Here is a 20,365-nt window from a genome sequence, read left to right on the forward strand (position 1 = left end):
TTCAGGGGTCCAGACCGACCTCGCGCCGCATCCACGCGACGGTGCGTGCCGCGAGATCCCGATCCAGCGCGGCAGGTGACCGGGGGATCAGCGTCGGGCGGCCGCGCAGGTGCTGCCACCCGTCCGGCCCGACGTAGGACCCCGGCGGCAGCGGCTGGGTCAGCGCGAGCAGGACGGCGGCCGCGCCCTGGGTCGCGGTCATCGCCAGCGGCCTGCTGGCGGCCGTGACAGCGCGGTCGAGCAGCGCGCTGCCGCTGGCGTTCTGCAGGTTGGTGACCACCCAGCCCGGGTGCGCGAGCTGCAGGTCGCTGCCGGAGGGCATACGGGAGCCGAGGTCGAGGCCCCACAGCATCGCGGTGAGCTTGGCGCGGGAGTAGGCCCGGGGCAGGGTCCACCGGGTCCGACGGAAGTGCATGTCGTCCAGGTCGATGCGGCCCGCGGTGTGCGCGTGCGAGGTGACGAGCACCACGCGGTCACGGACGACGGGGAGCAGCGACTCGACGAGCAGCATCGGCGCCAGCGCGTTGACCCCGAGCAGCAGCTCGGCGCCGTCCGCAGTCTCCCGGCGCCGGGGCGAAACGACCCCGGCCACGTTGACGAGGTCCGCCGAGGACTCCCCCAGCACCTCTTGGATCGCCACCACGGCCCGGCGCACCGACCCGAGGTCGGCCAGGTCCATCTCGACCAGCCGCACCGGGTCCGGCCCGGTGGCGCGGGTCTCGCGGAGCAGCCGCCGCCGGACCACCTCGCCCTTGCCCCGGGTGCGGACCGGCAGGACCAGCCGGGCGCCCCACCGCGCCAGGTGCAGCGCCACCTCGCGGCCGATGCCGTCGCTCGCCCCGGTCACCACCACCGTGCGTCCACCCAGGTCAGGGGCCGTGAGGTGCTCCCACCCCAGCACCGTCGCAGGACCCTCGTCCTCCACCGATCCGGACATGCCGGTCAGTGTGCCAGCGGCCCGGCTCGGCCTGGCCGGACGGCCTCGCTTCGAGGGCTACCCTGTCGGCATGACGGTGACCCTGGAACCCGCCGACGACCGCGCCTCCTTCACGGCCGCCGTGGCCGAGATGCCGATCACCAGCCCGCTCCAGGGCTGGGGCTACGGCGAGGCGCGCAAGGAGCTCGGCCAGGAGCCGGTGCGCTACCTCGTCCGACGCGGCGGCGAGGTCGTGGGCGCCCTCCAGCTGCTGCGCAAGCGGCTCGTCCCCGGCGTCAGCACCCTGTATGCCCCGCGCGGCCCGGCCCTGACCGACCTCGACCTGCTGCCCGACGTGGCCGCGGCCGTCAAGCACGTCGCCCGCCGCACCGACCACTACCTCACCATCGAGCCGCCGCACCCGATCTTCGCCGGCCACAGCGCCACCCAGGAGGATCTCGCGCAGGAGCAGGCACGCATCCCGGACCGGCACGGGCCCTTCCGCCGCGCGAAGACCGAGCAGCCCGAGCACACAATCCTCATCGACACCACCCCCGACCCGGACACGATCTTCGCCGGGCTGCACAAGATGGCCCGGCGCAACGTCCGCACCGCGGAGCGGATGGGGGTCGAGGCCGGACGCGACGACAGCTTCGAGGACTTCTGGGAGATCTTCACCGCGACCAACGAGCGCTCCAGCCTGGGCGCCTTCCCGCGCGCCTACTACGAGGCGCTGCGGCGGGAGGCCGACCAGGACGGCGGTGAGGCCTACCTCGTGCTCTCCCGGCACGAGGGGCGCGCCCTGGCCGGCGGCTTCTTCATCGCGCTCGGCGACACCACCTGCTACCTCTACGGCGGTTCGGTGCGCGACGACCGGCCCCCGCTGGAGGGCGAGAAGCGCAAGGACGCCAAGGCGCCCGACGCCTTCTACTGGGCCTCGATCAAGGACGCGCACGAGCACGGCTACGCCACCCTCGACCTGTGGGGCATCCCCCGGCTGCTGGACGAGAGCAAGCACTCCTTCGGCGTCTACAAGATGAAGCTCAAGTTCGGCGCGGACCGCTACTGGTTCCCCGCCTACGACCTGCCGCTCAGCCCGCTCAGCCCCGCGCTGCGGCGCGCGCTGCGGTTGCGTCGCTCCTACCTCAACTACCGCAGCTTCGGCACCACCGACGACGTGCTCTGAGCCCGTCGCCGGTCGGCCGCGTGCGATGCTGGGCCGATGCACGAGCAGACGCGGGCGCAGCTGGAGGCCAAGGAGGCCGAGCTGGTCGCCCAGATGGACCAGCTGGCCGCCCCGGTGCAGGACCAGGGCAGCATCTCCTTCGGCAAGCGGGTCGGGGACGGCACGGCGATGGCTGTCGACCGGCTCACCGCGGTCACCGCGCACGACAACCTGCAGGCGCTGCTGACCCAGATCCGCGCCGCGCTCGCGGCGCTCGACGACGGCAGCTACGGCCGGTGCAGCGTCTGCGGCGAGCCCATCCCGGAGGGCCGGCTGGAGGCCCGCCCCTGGGCGACCACCTGCGTCCGGCACGGCTGAGCGCGGCGCCTCACCTCCGCATCGACCGCCCGCTGCCGGGCGAGCGAGGCCTCGCTCCTGCCCACCCGGGTCCTCGTCGTCAGTCCCACGGTCCTGGTCGGCGACCCCACACCGAGCACGATAGCCGTTCATCCACCACCTTTAGGGGAGAGTAGCCTTGTCTATTGACATGTCTTCTACTCCCCTCCACCAGCTCGAGCGGGTCGTCATCCGCTTCGCCGGGGACTCCGGCGACGGGATGCAGCTCACCGGCGACCGCTTCACCTCCGACACCGCGGCCCTGGGCAACGACCTGTCGACGCTGCCGAACTTCCCCGCGGAGATCCGCGCGCCCCAGGGCACGCTGCCGGGGGTCAGCTCCTTCCAGGTGCACTTCGCCGACCACGAGATCGCCACGCCGGGCGACGCCCCGGACGTGCTGGTCGCGATGAACCCGGCCGCGCTGAAGGCCAACCTCCCGGACCTGCCGCGCGGGGCCACGGTCATCGCCAACTCCGACGAGTTCAGCAGGCGCAACCTCGCCAAGGTGGGGTATGCCGCGAGCCCCCTGGACGACGACTCCCTCACCGACGCCGGCTATCACGTGCACGCGCTGCCGCTCACCTCGATGACGGTCGAGGCGCTCGCCGACGTCGAGGGTCTCACCCGCAAGGAGAAGGAGCGGGCCAAGAACATGCTGGCCCTGGGCCTGCTCTCCTGGCTCTACTCCCGCGACACCGAGTCCACCGAGGCCTTCCTGCGCGCGAAGTTCTCCGGCGCCCCGGAGATCCTCGACGCCAACCTCACGGCGCTGCGGACCGGGCACGCCTACGGCGAGACGACGGAGGACTTCGCGGTCCGCTACCAGGTGGCGCCCGCCCCCATGACGCCCGGCACCTACCGGACCATTACCGGCAACCAGGCGCTGGCGCTCGGGCTCGTGTCGTCGGCATACCGGACCGGGCTCCCGCTGGTCCTGGGGTCCTACCCCATCACCCCGGCCTCCGACGTCCTGCACCAGCTGTCCGCGCTCAAGGCTCACGGCGTCACCACGCTGCAGGCCGAGGACGAGATCGCGGCCGTCGGCATGGCGCTCGGGGCCAGCTTCGGCGGCTCGCTGGGGGTCACGACCACCTCCGGCCCGGGCCTGGCCCTCAAGAGCGAGACGATCGGGCTCGCGGTGGCGACCGAGCTGCCGCTGCTCGTCATCGACATCCAGCGCGGCGGCCCCTCGACCGGGCTGCCGACCAAGACCGAGCAGGCCGACCTGCTCCAGGCCCTGCACGGGCGCAACGGCGAGTCGCCCGTCGCGGTCGTCGCGGCGCAGTCGCCGACCGACTGCTTCGACGCCGCGCTTGAGGCGGTGCGGATCGCCACGACCTACCGCACCCCGGTGATCCTGCTCTCCGACGGCTACCTCGGCAACGGCTCCGAGCCCTGGCAGATCCCCACCGCCGCGGACCTGCCCGACCTGACCGTCCGGCACACCACCGAGCCGAACGCCACGGACGACGCGGGCGAGCCGGTCTTCCACCCCTACCTGCGCGACCCCGAGACCCTGGCCCGGCCATGGGCGGTCCCGGGCACGCCCGGCCTGGAGCACCGGATCGGCGGCATCGAGAAGGCCGACGTCACCGGCAACATCTCCTACGACCCGGCCAACCACGACCGGATGGTCCGGCTGCGGGCCGACAAGATCGCGAGGATCGCCGACTCCCTGCCCCCGCTGGAGGTCGACGACCCCAGCGGCGAGGCCCGGGTGCTCGTGCTCGGCTGGGGCTCGACCTACGGCCCCATCGCCGCTGCCACGCGCCTGGTCCGCGCGACCGGGGCCAAGATCGCCCGCGCCCACCTGCGCCACCTCAACCCGCTGCCCGCCGACCTCGGCGACGTCCTGCGCCGCTACGACCGGGTCGTGCTGCCGGAGATGAACCTCGGTCAGCTCGCGCTGCTGCTGCGGGGGCGCTACCTCGTCGACGTGCGCAGCCACACCGCCGTCCGGGGGCTGCCGTTCACCGCCGGTGAGCTCGCGCAGGTGATCCACGAGAACCTCATGGAGATCCAGGGACAGGAGGTGCGCGCATGAGCATCGACCTCGGTATGCCGACCGCCGGGACCGCGGGGGTACCCACCCTCGACGAGGGCGAGCGGCAGACGAAGAAGGACTTCACCTCCGACCAGGAGGTGCGCTGGTGCCCCGGTTGCGGCGACTACGCCGTGCTCGCGGCCGTCCAGGGCTTCCTGCCCGACCTCGGGCTGCGCCGGGAGAACATCGTCTTCGTCTCCGGCATCGGCTGCTCCAGCCGGTTCCCCTACTACCTCGACACCTACGGCATGCACTCCATCCACGGACGTGCCCCCGCCATCGCGACCGGGCTCGCGACCGCGCGGGAGGACCTGTCGGTCTGGGTCGTGACCGGGGACGGTGACGCGCTGTCCATCGGCGGCAACCACCTCATCCACGCGATGCGACGCAACGTCAACCTCACGATCCTGCTGTTCAACAACAAGATCTACGGGCTGACCAAGGGGCAGTACTCCCCCACCTCGGACGTCGGCGCCGTGACCAAGTCGACGCCCGCCGGGTCGGTGGACCACCCCTTCAACCCGGTCTCGCTCGCGCTCGGCTCGGAGGCGACCTTCGTGGCCCGCACGATGGACTCCGACCGGGCGCACCTCACCGAGGTGCTGCGGGCCGCGGCGGCGCACCGCGGCACCTCGCTGGTGGAGATCTACCAGAACTGCCCGATCTTCAACGACGGCGCCTTCCAGCTGCTCAAGGACCGCGACGAGGCCACCGGCCGGGTGGCTCACCTGCGCGCCGGTGAGCCGGTGCGGATCGGTGCCGAGGGCAGCGAGGAGGCGAGGGTCGTCGCGCGGGACCCGGGCGGGCACCTGCACGTGGTGCCGGAGGCCGCGGTGCCGGACGGGCATACCGTCGTCGTGCACGACCCCACCGACCCGGACCCGACGCCCGCCTTCGCCCTCTCCCGGCTCGACGACCCGAGCATGCAGACGGTGCCGATGGGCATCTTCCGGCAGGTCGACCGGCCGACCTACGACGACGGGGTGCGCGAGCAGGTGGCGTCGGCGACCGCGGGGAGCGCACGCGACGAGGGCTCGCTCGACACCCTGCTGCGCGGCCGCGACACCTGGACGGTGGACGGCACCCGCCCCGGGGAGGTCGAGCAGACGCTGGAGGGCGAGACCACCGAGGGGCCGATCCCGGCCGCCGGTGAGGCGCTCGTCGACGAGGCCGACGAGGTCTTCGAGGGCCCCCAGGAGTGACCGACGAGCAGGCTGTGCGCCAGCAGCGCGGCACGGCATACGGCTTCCTCGCCTATCTCCTCTGGGGCATCTTCCCGCTCTACTTCGCGACCCTCCGCCCGGCCGGGCCGTGGGAGATCGTCGCCCACCGCATCGTGTGGACGCTCGTGCTCTGCGGGCTCATCCTGCTCGTCCGGCGCGACCTGCGGTGGATGGTCGCGCTGGCACGCACCCCGAAGCGGCTGCTCGGCGTCGCGCTGGCCGGTGGGCTGATCGCCACGAACTGGGGCATCTACACGTATGCCGTGCTCTCCGGGCACGTCACCGAGGCCGCCCTCGGCTACTTCCTCAACCCGCTCGTGACGGTCGCGCTCGGGGTGGTGATCCTGCGGGAGCGGCTGCGCCGGCTGCAGTGGATCGCCGTGGGCATCGGCGTCGTCGCCGCGGTCTACCTGACGATCGACTACGGCTCGCCGCCGTGGATCAGCCTCGCGCTGGCGTGCTCGTTCGCCCTCTACAGCCTGCTGAAGAACCGGCTCGGGGTCTCGCTGAGCGCGCTGCGCTCCCTCGTGGGCGAGACGCTGGCCATCCTCCCGGTCGCGGTGGTCATCCTGCTCTGGCTCGCCCGGGAGGACGCGACCACCTGGGGCGGCCACGGCGCGGTGCACACCGGTCTGCTCATGACGACCGGGGTCGCCACCGCGGTGCCCCTGCTGCTCTTCGCGGCCGCCGCGAGCCGGGTGCCGCTGTCCACCGTCGGTCTGCTGCAGTTCCTCACCCCCTTCCTGCAGCTGCTGTGCGGCGTGCTCCTGCTCGGGGAGACCGTCCCGGGATCGCGCTGGGTGGGCTTCGCGCTGGTCTGGCTCGCCCTCGTCGTGCTGTCCACCGACATGGTGCGGCAGGTGCGGCGGGCCCGGCGCGAGCGGCGCGCGAACCGCCAGGCCGGACGAGGGCGGCCGAGCACCGGGACCGACCCCGAGCCGGACCTCACCGACCCGGCCCCGCTCTGACCGAGCGTCGCCTGTGGTTGCCTGACCCCCCACCGAGCGACGGCCGGTCGAGGGGGGACGCGCGGTGGTGCACGTCGTGCAAGTTTGCACGGTGTGCATGTTGCGTCGTATGCTCGTCGGCATGCCCGAGGCACCCCCCGTCGGACGGCGCGAGCTCAACAAGGCGCGGACCCGTGAGGCCATCCTCGGCTCGCTGCGCGAGCTGGTCGCCCAGCTTCCCGCCGAGGAGATCACGGTCGACCAGGTCGCCGAGCGGGCAGGCATCTCCCGGCGCACCTTCTTCAACTACTTCGGGAGCATCGCCGCGGCACTGAGCGCCGTCTTCGCCGAGCACGCCGCCGGCATGCTCTCGAGCCTGGACCCGCAGCAGATCAGTGTCGACCCGCTGGCCGCGCTGCGCCGCCTCGTGCAGGACCGCGAGATCCCGCCGGACTTCATCGGCTGGCTGTCCGACCTCAACTGCCACGAGCAGGGCACCGACGGGCAGATGCTGCTGGAGCGCACCGTCTGGGCGGACATGGCGGGGTGGCTGCGCGAGCAGCTGCACGACCTGCTGCCCGGCGCCGATCCCCTCTTCGTCGCCACCCTCTCCTCGGCGGTGATGAGCTGCTTCCAGGCGGCCGAGGAGGCCTGGGCCGACGACCCGGCCCGTCCGGCCCCCCTCACCGAGGCGGACACCACCGCCTTCCACGACCACCTGGACCGCGCCCTGGCCCTGCTGGCCTCGGGCTGGCGGTCCGACCTCGACTGAGCAACCCCGAAAGGACCCTCGTGGCCACTCTCCTGCACCGCCTGGGGCGCTGGTGCGCCCACCACCGGCTCGGCGTCATCGCGATCTGGGCCGCCGTGCTCGCCCTCACCGTGACCGGCATGGCCACGCTCGCCAAGCCGCTGTCCAACGAGTTCTCCATCCCCGGCAGCCGCTTCGAGCAGGTGCTGCAGACCTTGCAGGAGGAGATCCCCGAGGCGGCCGGCACCACCGGCACCGTGGTCTTCCGCAACGACGACGGCTTCACCGACGAGCAGCGGGAGGCGATCGCCGGGGCCGTGGAGGACTGGGAGGACCTCGACGGCGTCACCTCCACCGACCCCTTCGAGGCGCAGGCCGAGCTCGACTCGGCACCCCAGGACATCACCGACGGCGAGGTCGAGCTGGCCGACGGCCGCGCCCAGCTCGAGGACGGCCGGGAGCAGCTCGAGCAGGGGCGCGCCGACCTCGAGACCGCGCGTGAGGAGCTCGCCGCGGGCCGGGAGCAGCTCGAGGCCGGTCAGGCCGAGCTGGACGCCCAGGCCGCCACCCTGGAGGAGTCGCAGGCCGAGCTGGACGCCCAGCTGGAGCAGCTCGAGGCCGGGGTCGCCGCCGGGCAGGTCCCGCCGGCCGCCGAGGAGCAGGCCCGGGCCGAGATCGCCGCGGGCCAGCAGCAGCTCGACGCCGGCCGAGAGCAGCTGCAGGCCGCCCAGGCGGAGATCGACGCGAATGCCGAGCAGCTCGAGGCCGGCGAGGCCGAGATCGCCGAGGGCGAGACCCAGCTCGAGGAGAACGCCGCCGAGCTCGAGGACGCCGAGGCAGAGATCGCGCAGGGCGAGGAGGACCTCGCCGCAGCCCGGCGCACGGTCGAGCTGACCGACGGCTTCCGGGTGGTCAACACCGACGGCACCGTCGCCCTCACCCAGGTGTCCGTTGTCGACGCCGAGGGGTTCATCCCCCCGGAGACGACCGAGGCCATCCAGCGGATCGGCGACGACCTCGAGGGCGAGGGCCTGACCGTCGACTTCTCCAAGGAGATCACGGACGACCTGTCCAGCCTGCTCGGTCCGGGGGAGGTCGTGGGTCTGGTCGTCGCGGCGGTCGTGCTGCTCGTCATGCTCGGCAGCCTGGTCGCCGCCGGCCTGCCGATCCTCATGGCCCTGGTCGGGGTCGGCGTCGGGCTCACCGGTGCCCTGGCCCTGTCGCAGTGGGTCGACATGCAGTCCATCACCCCGGTGCTGGCCCTCATGCTCGGCCTCGCCGTCGGGATCGACTACTCCCTCTTCCTCATCAACCGGCACCGGCAGCAGGTGCGCCAGGGTATGCCGCTGCGTGACTCGATCGCGCTCGCCGTGGGCACCTCCGGCAACGCCGTGACCTTCGCCGGGCTCACGGTCATCATCGCGCTGGTCGCGCTCACCCTGACCGGCATCCCGTTCCTGGGCGTCATGGGCCTGGTCGCCGCGGCGACGGTGGCCATCGCCGTGCTCGTCGCCATCACCCTGACCCCGGCCATGCTCTCGCTCATCGGCGACAAGGTGCTGCCCCGGCGCGAGCGCGCCGAGGGACACCGGGGCAAGCACGAGGAGGACCCGGCGACCGAGCACGCCGACGACGCCTCCCACGGCTGGGCCGCCCGGGTGCAGCGCCGGCCCTGGCTGGCGGTGCTCGGGGTGCTGGCCGTCGTCGGCGCGCTGGCCTGGCCGACCCTGGACCTGCGCCTCGGCCTGCCCGACGGCAGCAGCGAGCCGGCCGGATCCACGGCATACACCACCTATGACACCGTGCGCGAGGAGTTCGGCGCCGGTGCCAACGGGCCGGTCCTGGTCGTGGCCGAGCTGGACGAGCCGCTCGTGGAGGGCGACACCGCGCTCCTGACAGCACAGGCCGACCTCGGCGAGGAGCTGGCCGCGGTCGAGGGTGTCGAGCAGGTCCTGCCCGCCGGGGTCAACGAGGACCGCGACGTGCTCGCGTTCAGGGTGCAGCCCGAGGGCGGCCCGGCCGACGCCTCCACCGAGGCGCTCGTGGACCGGCTCGGCCCCGCGGTCGAGCAGATCGGGCAGGACCAAGGTGCGACCCTGGGGTTGACCGGGCAGACGGTCGCCAACATCGACATCTCCGAGCAGCTCGCCGACGCGCTGCCGATCTACCTCGTCGTCGTGGTCGGACTCTCGCTCGTCCTGCTGCTGCTCGTGTTCCGGTCGGTCCTGGTGCCGCTGCTGGCCACCGGAGGCTTCCTGCTGAGTGTCGGGGCGGCGTTCGGGGCGGTCGTCGGGGTCTACCAGCTCGGCTTCGCCTCAAGCTTCTTCGGGGTCAACGAGGCGGGGCCCATCTTGTCCTTCCTGCCGATCCTGCTCATCGGGATCCTCTTCGGCCTGGCGATGGACTACCAGCTCTTCCTCGTCTCGGCGATGCGCGAGGAGCGGGTCCACGGCAAGGACGCCCGCACGGCCGTGGTCACCGGCTTCAACGCCAGCGCGCGGGTCGTGACGGCCGCGGCGATCATCATGATCTCGGTCTTCGCCGGCTTTGTCTGGGCGCACCTGACGATGGTCCGGCCCATCGGGCTGGGGTTGGCCGTGGGGGTGCTCGTCGACGCCTTCGGTGTCCGGATGACGCTGACGCCGGCGGTGATGTCGCTGCTGGGCGAGCGCGCCTGGTGGCTGCCGCGGTGGCTGGACCGCATCCTGCCGGACGTCGACGTCGAGGGTGCTCAGCTCGAGCGGACCCTGGGGATGAGCCACGGGTCGCAGGACGACGGGGCCGGGGGCGACGACGAGAGCGCCGCGGACGGCGAGCGGGGAGGCGGCGAGCGTGCGGACGGGTCCGCGGAGCCCGCTGGACCGTCGGCTCAGGAGAGCGAGCCCTCCCCCACGCGCTGACCCGCGGCCTGCAGCAACGTCGCGGCGCCGGCGCGCGCGGCAGCATCACCCTCGGTGATCTGCAGCGCGAGCCGGCGCCCGTCGCGCTGGTAGACGACGATGCCCGGCCCTCCGCCCGGGCCGACGATGTAGGCGGTGCGGCCCGGGAGCACCCGGAGCCCGACCCCGCCCCACCGCATCGGGTCCAGCTCCTGCACGTCCGCCCCGGCGACCCGCTCGGCCGGGACCCGGAGGACCCCCCACGGGAGCACCCGCGAGCGCACTCGCAGCCCCGCCGCGTCCACCTCGACCCGGACCGCGGACCACAGCAGCGCGAACCCGCCGGCACCGGCGCCGGTCAGGAGCAGGACGACGAGCACCTCGAGGCTCTCCCCGGTCCACCAGACCACCGCACCCACGACGACGAAGACGACGACCAGGCCCACGCCCAGCACCTGCAGCATGCGTGAGTACACCACCGAGCTCCAGGGCTCCACCGGTCTCGGCTCGCGGACCGGGCGGACGCGGGCGTGCTCGGGCACGAGGTCCTCCAGCTCCTCCTCGCTCGGGACCTGTCGGCCGTGCAGGGCATACCCGAGGAGTCCGGCGAGCCCTGCCGCGGCGAGCGCGAGCAGCGGCCACCACTCCCGCACCTGCTCCGGCCCGTCGATGCCGACACGCCAGACCGTAACCCCCCAGAGCGCCACGGCGCCCCAGCCGACCGCCGCGACCACGGCCAGCACCCAGCGGCACCAGCTCGGAGGCACGACGCGGCGGGCGATCGCCGTGAGGGCGGCCACGACGGTGCACACCACGGTCGTCGCCAGCACGCCGGAGAGGAACCCGGCTCCCCCCACGAAGTCGTCCGGCAGCCGGCCCGACCAGTGGCTGGGCACCCGCTCCGGGGTCGGCAGCACCGTGACCGCGACCAGCAGCACCGCCAACGGCAGCATGGCCCACAGTCCCGCCAGCATGCGTCTCACGGGTCCTCCTCCTCCGCTCTCCGGCCTCCCAGGGTATGCCCGTGGGGCGCGTTCCTCGACCCGTCACCCACCGACCACGGAGGATCGCCCGTGTCCATGCCCTCGACCACCACCCGCCGCATCCTGCTGCCGATCCTCGCCGCCCACCCGGGGGGCCGGAGCGCGGCCACGTGCCGCTACCGCTGCGGCGACGCCTGCTCCCAGCCGGTGCCCAACACCAGCGACAACACCTACTTCGGCGACGTGGTCCAGGGCGCGGTGCGTCGTCGATCGGTCCTCGCCGGGGGGACCGCTGCGCTGGCCGGCGTGGCCTGGGCGGCAGCCCCCGACGCTGCGGCGGCCGCCTCGGAGCTGCCGGACACCGACCACCGGCTGTGGGGGTTCCCGTCCATCTCCCCCACGCCCGCCGACGTGGACGACCTCGTGGTGCCGACCGGCTTCACCTGGGCACCCGTGATCTCCTGGGGCGACCCGGTGGAGCCCGGCGCTCCCGCCTTCGACGTGGACCGGCAGTCGGTTGAGGCCCAGAAGGGTCAGGCCGGCTACAATGCCGACTACCTGACCCTGCGCCAGGACGGCGACCGCGGCTGGGCGAGGCGGCGCGGCGTGATCGTCTTCAACAACGAGTGCACGAACCCCGAGATGATGTTCCCCGACTGGGACGGGTCGGTGACCGCCGAGCAGGCGAGATCGAGATGGCCGCCGACGGGCGCCGCGTGCTGGGGACGCTCAACAACTGCGCCGGGGGCGACACGCCCTGGGGCACGGTGCTGTCCGGCGAGGAGAACTTCAACCAGTACTTCGACTCGACCGGGGCGCCGGACCCCGAGGGCAGGCTCGCCCGCTACGGCATCACCTCCGGCGGGCGCGGCTGGGAGCAGGCGGACCGGCGCTTCTCGGTCGCCGACGAGCCGCACGAGGTCAACCGCTTCGGCTGGATCGTCGAGGTGGACCCGGACGACCCCGGCTCCACGCCGGTCAAGCACACGGCGCTCGGCCGGTTCAAGCACGAGGGCGCCACGATCCGGCTCGCGCACGACGGGCGCGGTGAGTGGCTGCCGCACGTCGTCGACGGTGAGTCCCGGGTCGAGGGTATGACCGTGGCCGAGGTGTGCACCTGGACCCGGCTCGCCGCGGACCGGGTCGGACCGACCAAGATGGACCGTCCCGAGGACGTCCAGCCCGACCCGCACACCGGCCGGGTCTACGTCGCGCTCACCAACAACACGGCACGCACGCCCGGCCAGATCGACGAGCCGAACCCGCGGGCCAACAACACGTTCGGTCACGTCATCGAGTGGCGGGAGGAAGGCGACGACGCCGCGCCGCTGCGCTTCCGCTGGAAGATCGTGCTCGTCGCGGGCGACCCCTCGGACCCGGGCACCTACTTCTCCGGCATGGACCGCCGGGAGGTCACCCCCATCAGCTGCCCGGACAACGTGGCCTTCGACGGCGAGCCCGGCCACCTGTGGATCTCCACCGACGGCGCGCCCGGCACGATCGGCACCTGCGACGGGCTCTTCCGCATGCCGACCCGCGGCCGGGACCGCGGCCTGGTGCAGCAGTTCCTCTCGGCGCCGAGTGCTGCGGCCCGGTGATCGACTGGCAGGACCGCTCGGTGCTCGTCAGCGTCCAGCACCCCGGCGAGGGCGGTACCAGCGCCTACCCCTACCTCGGCGACAGCGCGCCCCGCCCCGGCGTGGGCCCACGTCTACCCGGGCCGCGGTCGTCGCGGCTGAGGCACGGGCATACCCCGGGGAGGGTAGGGCGGGAGGGCGCGGTGTCGGTCGGTGAGTGGGGTGGGCCGCTGAGGTGGTGCTGGACGTGGTGGTGCTCAGCGGGAGCGGTCGGCGACGCCGTCGACGAGGGCCCGCAGCGCCGCGACCGCGGGTGAGTCGGGCAGGCCCTCCAGCAGCTCCCGGGCCTGCGCGGCGACCCGCAGGGTGTGCTCCCGCGCCTGGGTCATCGCGGGGTGCGCGCGCAGCAGGGCCAGTGCCTCGGCGAGCTCGTCGGCGTCCTCGACCGGGCCGCGGGTGAGCTCGAGCAGCCGGGCGTCGGCGGGGTCCTCGCTGCCCCGGGCGTAGAGCACCGGAAGCGTCGCCTTGCCCTCGCGCAGGTCGGTGCCCGGGGTCTTGCCGGACACCTGCGCGTCGGAGGCGACGTCGAGCAGGTCGTCGGCGAGCTGGAAGACGACGCCGACCTTCTCGCCGTAGGCCGTCAGCGTGCGGGTCGTCGCCTCGTCGCAGCCGCCGAACATCGCGCCGTAGCGAGCCGCGGTCGCGATGAGCGCGCCGGTCTTGTCCTCCAGGATCTCGAGGTATGCCTGGACCGCCTGGTCGCTGGGCAGCTCGGCGTCGGCCTGCCGGTCGTCGCGGATCTGGCCGGCGCACAGCCGCACGAAGGTGTCCGCCTGGATCCGCACCGCCTCCGCACCGAGCCCGGCCACCACCGAGGACGCGGTGCCGAAGAGCAGGTCACCCACGAGGATCGCGGTGGAGTTGCCGTAGCGGGCGTTGGCGCTCTCCACCCCCCGCCGCAGCTCCGCCTCGTCCATGACGTCGTCGTGGTAGAGCGAGGCCAGGTGGGTCAGCTCGACCCCGACGGCGGCATCGACGACCCGCTCGTCCCAGCCGTCGCCGACCTCGCTGGCGAGCAGCGTGAGCAACGGGCGGAAGCCCTTGCCGCCGGCGCCCGCGAGGTGGTGGTTGGCCTCGGAGACGAAGGGGTCGTCGTGGTCGACGACCTCCTCCAGCCGCTGCGTGACCCGGGCCAGACCCGCCTCGACCCGACCGGTCAGCTCCTCGTCGGCACCCGGGATGCTCGGGGGTCTCACCGCAGGAACGCCGCGGTGCTCTGCGCCAGGTCGAGGACCGGGGAGGGCATGACGCCCAGGGCCAGGGTCATGGCGACCCCGACGAGGATCGCGACCGAGGTCATCCACGATGGACGGACCACGACCGTGTCACCGCCGGCGTCGGCGTCCCCGAGCCACATCTGCACGACGAGCACGAAGTAGATGTAGGCGGTGACCGCGCTGGCGAGGACACCGATGACGGCCAGCCACGCCCAGCCCTGGCTCACCGCCGCGGAGAAGACCGCGAACTTGCCGGTGAACCCGGAGGTGAGCGGGATGCCCGCGAAGGCCATGAGCAGGAAGGTGAAGCAGGCGGCGATCCACGGGGAGCGCCGGCCGAGGCCGGACCACTGGTCGACCAGGGTGGCCTCGGTGCCGGCGCTGCGGACCAGCGCCACGATCGCGAAGGCCGGGATCGTCATGAAGCCGTAGGTCACGAGGTAGAACATCGTGCTGGAGACACCGGCGACGTCGAGGGCCACGACTCCGGTGAGGATGAAGCCGGCGTGGGCGATCGAGGAGTAGGCCAGGATGCGCTTGACGTCGGTCTGCACGATGGCCAGCAGCGCGCCGCCGATCATCGACAGCGCCGCGACGACCGCGATGACCGGCTGCCACTCCAGCCGCGCGCCCTCGACGGCGACGTAGAGCACGCGGAGCATCGCGCCGAAGGCGGCGACCTTGGTGCAGGCGGCCATGAAGCCGGTGACCGGGGTCGGGGCGCCCTGGTAGACGTCCGGCGTCCACGCGTGGAAGGGCACGGCACTGACCTTGAAGAGCAGGCCGACGGCGACCAGCAGCACGCCCGGCACGAGCAGGCCGTCCATGCCGACGCCGGTGCTGATGGCGGCGGCGATGTCGGCGAAGCGCATCGAGCCGGCGTAGCCGTAGAGCAGGACCGCCCCGAAGAGGTAGAACGCCGAGGAGAAGCTGCCGAGCAGGAAGTACTTCAGCGAGGCCTCCTGCGACAGCAGCCGCCGGCGCCGCGCGAGCCCGGTGAGGACGTAGAGCGGCAGCGAAAGGATCTCCAGGGCGACGAAGAGCAGCAGCAGGTCGTTGGCCGCGACGAAGAGCATCATGCCCCCGACCGACATGAGCGTCAGCGGGTAGACCTCGGTGGTGGTGGCCCCGACCTTGGTGGCCAGCGTCTCCTCCGCCGAGCCGGGGGTCGAGACCCCGGACTGGGTGAAGGCGTCCGGCTGCTGGCCCCCGAAGCGCTCGCTCATCGCGAGCAGACCGAGGATCGACAGCACGAGCACGAGCCCCTGCAGCGAGAGCGCCACGCCGTCCACGGCGACCGTGTCGGCGGCGGTGAGGCCCTGGTTGTCCCGACCGAGCAGCACCAGCGCGACCAGCGCCAGCACGAGCGTGGCGACCGAGAGCGGCACCTGCACGGCATACCGGGTCCGCCGCGAGGCGAAGCCCTCCACGGTGACCCCGACCAGCCCGCCGACGAAGACGATGATCATCGGGAGAAGCGCCGTGTAGTTGATGTCCGGCGCGACGAACATGGAGCCACCCATCAGTGGTCACTCCCTTCGGTCGAGTGGTCGGCGGTCGTGTCGACAGCGGGGGAGACGTCGCTGATCCCGACGGTCTGCAGCGTCTGCTCGACGGCCGGCTCCAGCAGGTCCAGGACGGGCTTGGGGTAGAAGCCGAGGACCAGGAAGGCGGCGATGATCGGGGCCACGACCCACTTCTCCCGCCCGCTCATGTCAGATATGCCCTCGACCTCGGCGCCCTCGGGCCTCGGCCCGGTCGCGACCTTCTGGTACATCACCAGGATGTAGACGGCCGCGAGGATGACGCCCAGGGCGGAGATGATCGCCAGCCACGGGTGCCGGCCGAAGGTGCCGACGATGACGAGGAACTCGCTGACGAAGGAGTTCAGGCCGGGCAGCGCCAGGCCGGAGAGGCCGGAGACGAGCAGCGCACCGGCCACGAGCGGGGTGACCCGCTGCCAGCCGCCGAAGTCACGCAGGTCGCGCGAGCCGCGCCGGACGATGAGCATGCCGGCGACGAGGAACAGCCCGGCGGTGGTGAAGCCGTGGTTGACCATGTAGAGCGTCGCGCCGGTCTGGCTGACCGTCGTGAAGGCGAAGATGCCCAGCACGATGAAGCCGAAGTGGCTGATCGAGGTGTAGCTGATGAGCCGCAGCATGTCGGTCTGCCCGATGGCGAGGAAGGCGCCCACGAAGAGCGAGACCAGCGCCAGGGCGAGGATCACCGGGGTCGCCCACTGGCTGGCCTCGGGGAAGAGCGCCAGGCAGAAGCGGATCATGCCGTAGGTGCCGACCTTGTCGAGCACGCCCACCAGCAGGACCGAGGTCGCCGGCCGGGCCTGCTCGGCCGCGAGCGGCAGCCAGGTGTGCACCGGCCACATCGGCGCCTTGATCGCGAAGGCGATGAAGAAGCCGAGGAAGAGCCAGCGGCCCGCCTCCACCGACAGGTCGAGCCCGGTCAGGTTGGACAGCAGGAAGCCGTCGGTGCCGCGCGGGCCGGCCAGGTAGACCCCGATGACCGCGACCAGCATGATGAGCCCGCCCGCGAGCGAGTAGAGCAGGAAGCTGGTCGCCGCCCTGGCCCGGCGGGTGCCGCCGAAGACCCCGATGAGGAAGTACACCGGGATGAGCATCGCCTCGAAGAAGACGTAGAAGAGGAAGACGTCGATCGCGGCGAAGACACCGACCATCATCGAGGTCAGCGCCAGCATGAGGGCGAAGTAGGCGTGCTGGCGGCGGCCCACCGCGGGCACGTCGTCCCAGGCGGACGATGCAGATCGGCACGAGCACCAGCCCGAGCAGGATCATCGACAGCGAGATGCCGTCGACGCCCAGGGCGTAGGAGACGCCGAACTGCGGGATCCAGGAGTAGACCTCGGTGAGCTGGAACTGCTCGCCGCCGCCGCCGCCGAGGCGGAACTGCGTGGCGGCGCCGATGCCGACCGCAAGGGTGAGCAGGGCGACGCCGAGGGCGACGGGCGCACCAGGGCGCTGCCCTTGGGCAGCAGCGAGACCAGGAGCGCGCCGACGAGCGGCAGCACGAGGAGCGTGGTCAACCAGGGGAAGTTCATCACTGCATCACCCAGACTGCGCCGAGGATCGCGACGACGCCCAGGAGCATCGTCAGGGCATAGGAGCGGACGAAGCCCGTTCTGCGCGCGGCGCAGCAGGCCGGAGGCGGCCCTTGAGGCCACCGGTCGTGCCGCCGGTCACGCTGCCCTCGACGAGGGTGCTGTCGGCGTCGACGGCGGTGCGCGCCAGGGCCATCGTCGGCCCGGTGAACAGCGCGTCGTTGACGTCGTCCTGGAGAGGTCGCGGCGTGCCGCCACGGTGACCAGGCTGGCCGCGGCGCGGTGCGGGGGACCTCGCGGCGGGCATACATCATCCAGGCCAGGCCGGCACCGATCACCATGAGCACGAAGACCATATGCGGATGGCCAGGACCGGGATGATCGGCTCACCGTGCTCGACGTGGCCGAAGACCGGCCCAGCCAGTCGGTGATGATGTGGGTCTGGTAGAGGACGTACCCCAGGCCGAGCGAGCCCAGCGCCAGGATCATCATCGGCACCGTCATGAGCAGCGGCGACTCGTGCGGGTGGTCCTCCTCCTCCCAGCGCTTCTCGCCGAAGAAGGTCATGAAGAACAGGCGCGACATGTAGAACGCGGTGATCCCGGCGCCCAGCAGCGCGATGCCGCCGAAGACCCAGGCGCGCCAGCCCGGCTCGGCGAGAGCGGTCTCGATGATGAGGTCCTTCGAGTACCAGCCCGCGGTGAACGGGAAGCCGATGATGGCCAGCCAGCCGCACAGGAAGGTCACGAACGTGATCTTGATGTCGGTCCGTAGCGCACCGAAGCTGCGCATGTCGACCCGGTTGTTCATGGCGTGCATGACCGAGCCGGCCCCGAGGAACATGTTGGCCTTAAAGAAGCCGTGCGTCACCAGGTGGAAGATCGCGTAGAGGTAACCGACCGGGCCGAGCCCGACCGCGAGCATCATGTAGCCGATCTGCGACATCGTCGAGGCGGCCAGCGCCTTCTTGATGTCGTCCTTGGCGCAGCCGACGATCGCGCCGTAGAGCAGCGTGACCGCGCCGACGATCGCCACGACGAGCCGGGCATCCGGGGTGAGGTCGTAGATCGCCTGGCTGCGGGCGACGAGGTAGACACCGGCGGTGACCATCGTCGCCGCGTGGATCAGGGCCGAGACCGGGGTCGGGCCGGCCATCGCGTCACCCAGCCAGCTCTGCAGCGGGAACTGCGCCGACTTGCCGCAGGCCCCGAGCAGCAGCGCGCGCCCGATCAGCGTCAGCGTGAGGTCGCCCGCGCCGGAGGCGTTGCCGTGCACCGTCGCGAAGTCCAGCGCCCCGAAGGTCGCGAGCATGATCGCCATGGCCGTGATGAGCCCGACGTCACCGACGCGGTTGACGACGAAGGCCTTGTTGGCGGCCGCGGCATACTCCGGGTTCCAGTTCCAGAAGCCGATGAGCAGGTAGGACGCCAGACCCACGCCCTCCCAGCCGACGAAGAGCAGCAGGTAGGAGTCGGCGAGCACCAGGATGAGCATCGCCGCCACGAAGAGGTTGAGGTAGGCGAAGAACCGGCGCTTGTCCGGGTCGCCCTCCATGTAGCCCAGCGAGTAGACGTGGATGAGGCTGCCCACGAAGGTGATGAGCATGACGAAGGCCAGCGACAACGGGTCCAGCAGCAGCCCCGCGGTCAGCGACAGCTCGCCGCGCGCCCCAGTCCCACAGCGGCACCGACAGCGAGCGCTCCTCCGCGGGGAGCCCGGTGAGCTGGACGATGACCGCGACGCCCACGGCGAAGCTCGCCCAGGACAGCAGCGTCGCCAGGGCCGGGCCCCAGCGGTCGGTCATCCGCCCGCCCAGGAGCAGCAGGGCCGCACCGATCAGCGGCAGCGCGATCATCAGCCAGCCCAGGCCGGCGATGCCGTCGGCCTGGGTGGCATGGGTCGCGCCGAGACCGCCCGGGTCGTCGGCGAGGTCAGGCTGACCGAGGCCAGGCCCTGACTCAGGTCGTGCACAGACACGAGCGCTCCTTACAGCTTCAGCAGGTTGGCGTCGTCGACCGAGGCCGACCGGCGCGCACGGAAGATGGACATGATGATCGCCAGCCCGACGACGACCTCGGCTGCGGCGACGACCATGACGAACAGGGTGTAGACCTGCCCGTCGAGGGTGCCGTGCATGCGGGCGAAGGTGACCAAGGCCAGGTTGCAGGCGTTGAGCATGAGCTCGATGCCCATGAAGACGATGATGGTGTTGCGGCGCGTCAGCACGGTGACCGAGCCGAGCGCGAAGAGCACCACGGACAGATAGATGTATGCCTCGAGCCCCATCAGTGCTCACCCCTCCCCTGCTCGTCGGTGCCCTGGCCGCTGTCGCCCAGGTCCGCCTCCGGCTCGACGTCGTGGCCGCGGTTGTCGACGGCGGCGTTGGTGCCCGAGGGCAGGTCCTGCGGCGACTGCTCGGCCGGCGGCTGACCGTCCGCGCGCCCGGTCGACCCGGCCAGACGGTACTCCGCCGGGTTGGTGACCTGGCCGCGCGCGACCAGGACCCGCGGCACCGACTCCTCGATCGGGCTGCCGTCGGGCGCGAGCGCCGGCGTGTCCGCGGCGTTGTGCCGGGCATACACCCCGGGGTTCGGCTTGCCGGCGAGCCACTGGCCCGAGCGCAGCTTGTCCTGCGAGGTCTCCCGCTGCGTGCGCCGCGGCGTCAGCCGCTCCCGGTGCGCCAGCACCATCGCGCCATGACCGCGATGACCAGCAGCGCGCCGAGCGTCTCGAAGGTCAGCACCTGCCGCTCGAAGATCTCGCGGGCCAGGGCCGTGACGCTGCCCTCGGTCTGCACCGCCTCGAGCCCGACGGCCTGCGGCCAGGACACCTGCGCCAGGGCCAGCGTCGCGACGACGACGAAGAGCGCACCCAGCCCGAAGGCCCAGACCCGCTGCCCGCGCAGCGTCTCCACGGTCGAGTCGGAGGCGTCCACGCCGACGAGCATGACGACGAAGAGGAAGAGCATCATCACGGCGCCGGAGTAGACGAAGATCTGGATGATGCCGACGAACTCGGCCCGCTGCACGATGTAGATGACGCCGAGGCTGATCATGGTCATGGCCATCCCCATCGCGGCGTGCACGGCCTTGCGCGCGAAGAGCAGCCCGAGGGCGCCTATGACGGCGACG

At 72.2% G+C, this 20,365-nt stretch carries 16 protein-coding genes and 2 pseudogenes; 9 read left to right on the forward strand and 9 right to left on the reverse strand.

Annotated elements, in window-relative coordinates; translation table 11 throughout:
• Position 1: 1 nt before the first annotated feature.
• Positions 2–937, reverse strand: coding sequence for an SDR family NAD(P)-dependent oxidoreductase (locus FU792_RS12390; RefSeq protein ID WP_022925217.1), 936 nt, complete (start codon positions 935–937; stop codon positions 2–4).
• Between the two features lie 70 nt (positions 938–1,007).
• Here FU792_RS12390 and FU792_RS12395 point away from each other — a divergent pair, with 70 nt between their 5' ends.
• From FU792_RS12395 to FU792_RS12425, 7 genes are all read left to right on the forward strand, one after another.
• The gene (locus FU792_RS12395) at positions 1,008–2,102 is read left to right on the forward strand and encodes a lipid II:glycine glycyltransferase FemX (protein ID WP_028131055.1); all 1,095 of its coding nucleotides are present in this window, start codon (positions 1,008–1,010) and stop codon (positions 2,100–2,102) included.
• Between the two features lie 36 nt (positions 2,103–2,138).
• Entirely contained in the window at positions 2,139–2,459 is a 321-nt protein-coding gene (locus FU792_RS12400) for a TraR/DksA family transcriptional regulator (RefSeq protein ID WP_022925215.1), read from the forward strand.
• Positions 2,460–2,628: 169 nt separating this feature from the next.
• Positions 2,629–4,524, forward strand: a complete 1,896-nt coding sequence (locus FU792_RS12405; RefSeq protein WP_022925214.1) for a 2-oxoacid:acceptor oxidoreductase subunit alpha — start codon at positions 2,629–2,631, stop codon at positions 4,522–4,524.
• Positions 4,521–5,726, forward strand: coding sequence for a 2-oxoacid:ferredoxin oxidoreductase subunit beta (locus tag FU792_RS12410; protein ID WP_022925213.1), 1,206 nt, complete (start codon positions 4,521–4,523; stop codon positions 5,724–5,726). The genes FU792_RS12405 and FU792_RS12410 overlap by 4 nt, the downstream gene beginning before the upstream one ends.
• A 14-nt stretch (positions 5,727–5,740) precedes the next feature.
• Complete coding sequence (gene rarD, locus FU792_RS12415; protein ID WP_033418922.1) at positions 5,741–6,715, forward strand: EamA family transporter RarD; 975 nt, start codon at positions 5,741–5,743, stop codon at positions 6,713–6,715.
• Between the two features lie 121 nt (positions 6,716–6,836).
• On the forward strand, positions 6,837–7,466 hold the full coding sequence (locus FU792_RS12420; protein WP_161600253.1) for a TetR/AcrR family transcriptional regulator: 630 nt from the start codon (positions 6,837–6,839) through the stop codon (positions 7,464–7,466).
• 20 nt (positions 7,467–7,486) lie between these two features.
• Positions 7,487–10,345 (forward strand): MMPL family transporter, encoded by a 2,859-nt coding sequence (locus FU792_RS12425; protein ID WP_022925210.1) that lies wholly within the window; start codon positions 7,487–7,489, stop codon positions 10,343–10,345.
• On the opposite strand, the gene FU792_RS12430 is transcribed toward FU792_RS12425, so the two are convergent.
• Complete coding sequence (locus FU792_RS12430) at positions 10,315–11,307, reverse strand: hypothetical protein (RefSeq protein ID WP_149814802.1); 993 nt, start codon at positions 11,305–11,307, stop codon at positions 10,315–10,317. The genes FU792_RS12425 and FU792_RS12430 overlap by 31 nt on opposite strands.
• Before the next feature lie 96 nt (positions 11,308–11,403).
• Between FU792_RS12430 and FU792_RS18025 the strand changes: the two are divergent.
• Positions 11,404–11,942, forward strand: a pseudogene (locus tag FU792_RS18025) (alkaline phosphatase PhoX); the annotation flags it as partial.
• A gap of 60 nt (positions 11,943–12,002) precedes the next feature.
• Positions 12,003–12,905, forward strand: a complete 903-nt coding sequence (locus tag FU792_RS18030) for a PhoX family protein (RefSeq protein ID WP_238705984.1) — start codon at positions 12,003–12,005, stop codon at positions 12,903–12,905.
• A 236-nt stretch (positions 12,906–13,141) separates the two neighbouring features.
• Here the strand turns inward: FU792_RS18030 and FU792_RS12440 are convergent, their stop codons facing one another.
• The 7 genes and pseudogenes from FU792_RS12440 to FU792_RS18040 all read right to left on the reverse strand — a co-directional run bounded on the left by FU792_RS12440 (position 13,142) and on the right by FU792_RS18040 (position 20,307).
• Positions 13,142–14,140 carry a polyprenyl synthetase family protein gene (locus FU792_RS12440; RefSeq protein ID WP_022925208.1) on the reverse strand — a complete coding sequence of 333 codons (999 nt, stop codon included), beginning with the start codon at positions 14,138–14,140 and terminating at the stop codon, positions 13,142–13,144.
• Positions 14,137–15,672, reverse strand: a complete 1,536-nt coding sequence (gene nuoN / locus FU792_RS12445) for an NADH-quinone oxidoreductase subunit NuoN (RefSeq protein ID WP_237740028.1) — start codon at positions 15,670–15,672, stop codon at positions 14,137–14,139. Before nuoN ends, FU792_RS12440 begins: the two co-directional genes overlap by 4 nt.
• 11 nt (positions 15,673–15,683) lie before the next feature.
• Positions 15,684–17,234, reverse strand: a pseudogene (locus FU792_RS12450) (NADH-quinone oxidoreductase subunit M).
• 138 nt (positions 17,235–17,372) lie between these two features.
• Positions 17,373–18,857 carry an NADH-quinone oxidoreductase subunit L gene (gene nuoL, locus FU792_RS12460; RefSeq protein ID WP_238705985.1) on the reverse strand — a complete coding sequence of 495 codons (1,485 nt, stop codon included), beginning with the start codon at positions 18,855–18,857 and terminating at the stop codon, positions 17,373–17,375.
• A gap of 363 nt (positions 18,858–19,220) precedes the next feature.
• Entirely contained in the window at positions 19,221–19,520 is a 300-nt protein-coding gene (gene nuoK, locus FU792_RS12465) for an NADH-quinone oxidoreductase subunit NuoK (RefSeq protein WP_022925204.1), read from the reverse strand.
• Positions 19,520–19,924 carry a hypothetical protein gene (locus tag FU792_RS18035; RefSeq protein WP_238705986.1) on the reverse strand — a complete coding sequence of 135 codons (405 nt, stop codon included), beginning with the start codon at positions 19,922–19,924 and terminating at the stop codon, positions 19,520–19,522. The genes nuoK and FU792_RS18035 overlap by 1 nt, the downstream gene beginning before the upstream one ends.
• Positions 19,897–20,307, reverse strand: a complete 411-nt coding sequence (locus FU792_RS18040; protein WP_338101188.1) for an NADH-quinone oxidoreductase subunit J — start codon at positions 20,305–20,307, stop codon at positions 19,897–19,899. The genes FU792_RS18035 and FU792_RS18040 overlap by 28 nt, the downstream gene beginning before the upstream one ends.
• Positions 20,308–20,365: the final 58 nt, after the last annotated feature.

The organism is Serinicoccus marinus DSM 15273 (assembly GCF_008386315.1).
Classification (GTDB): Bacteria; Actinomycetota; Actinomycetes; order Actinomycetales; family Dermatophilaceae; genus Ornithinicoccus; species Ornithinicoccus marinus.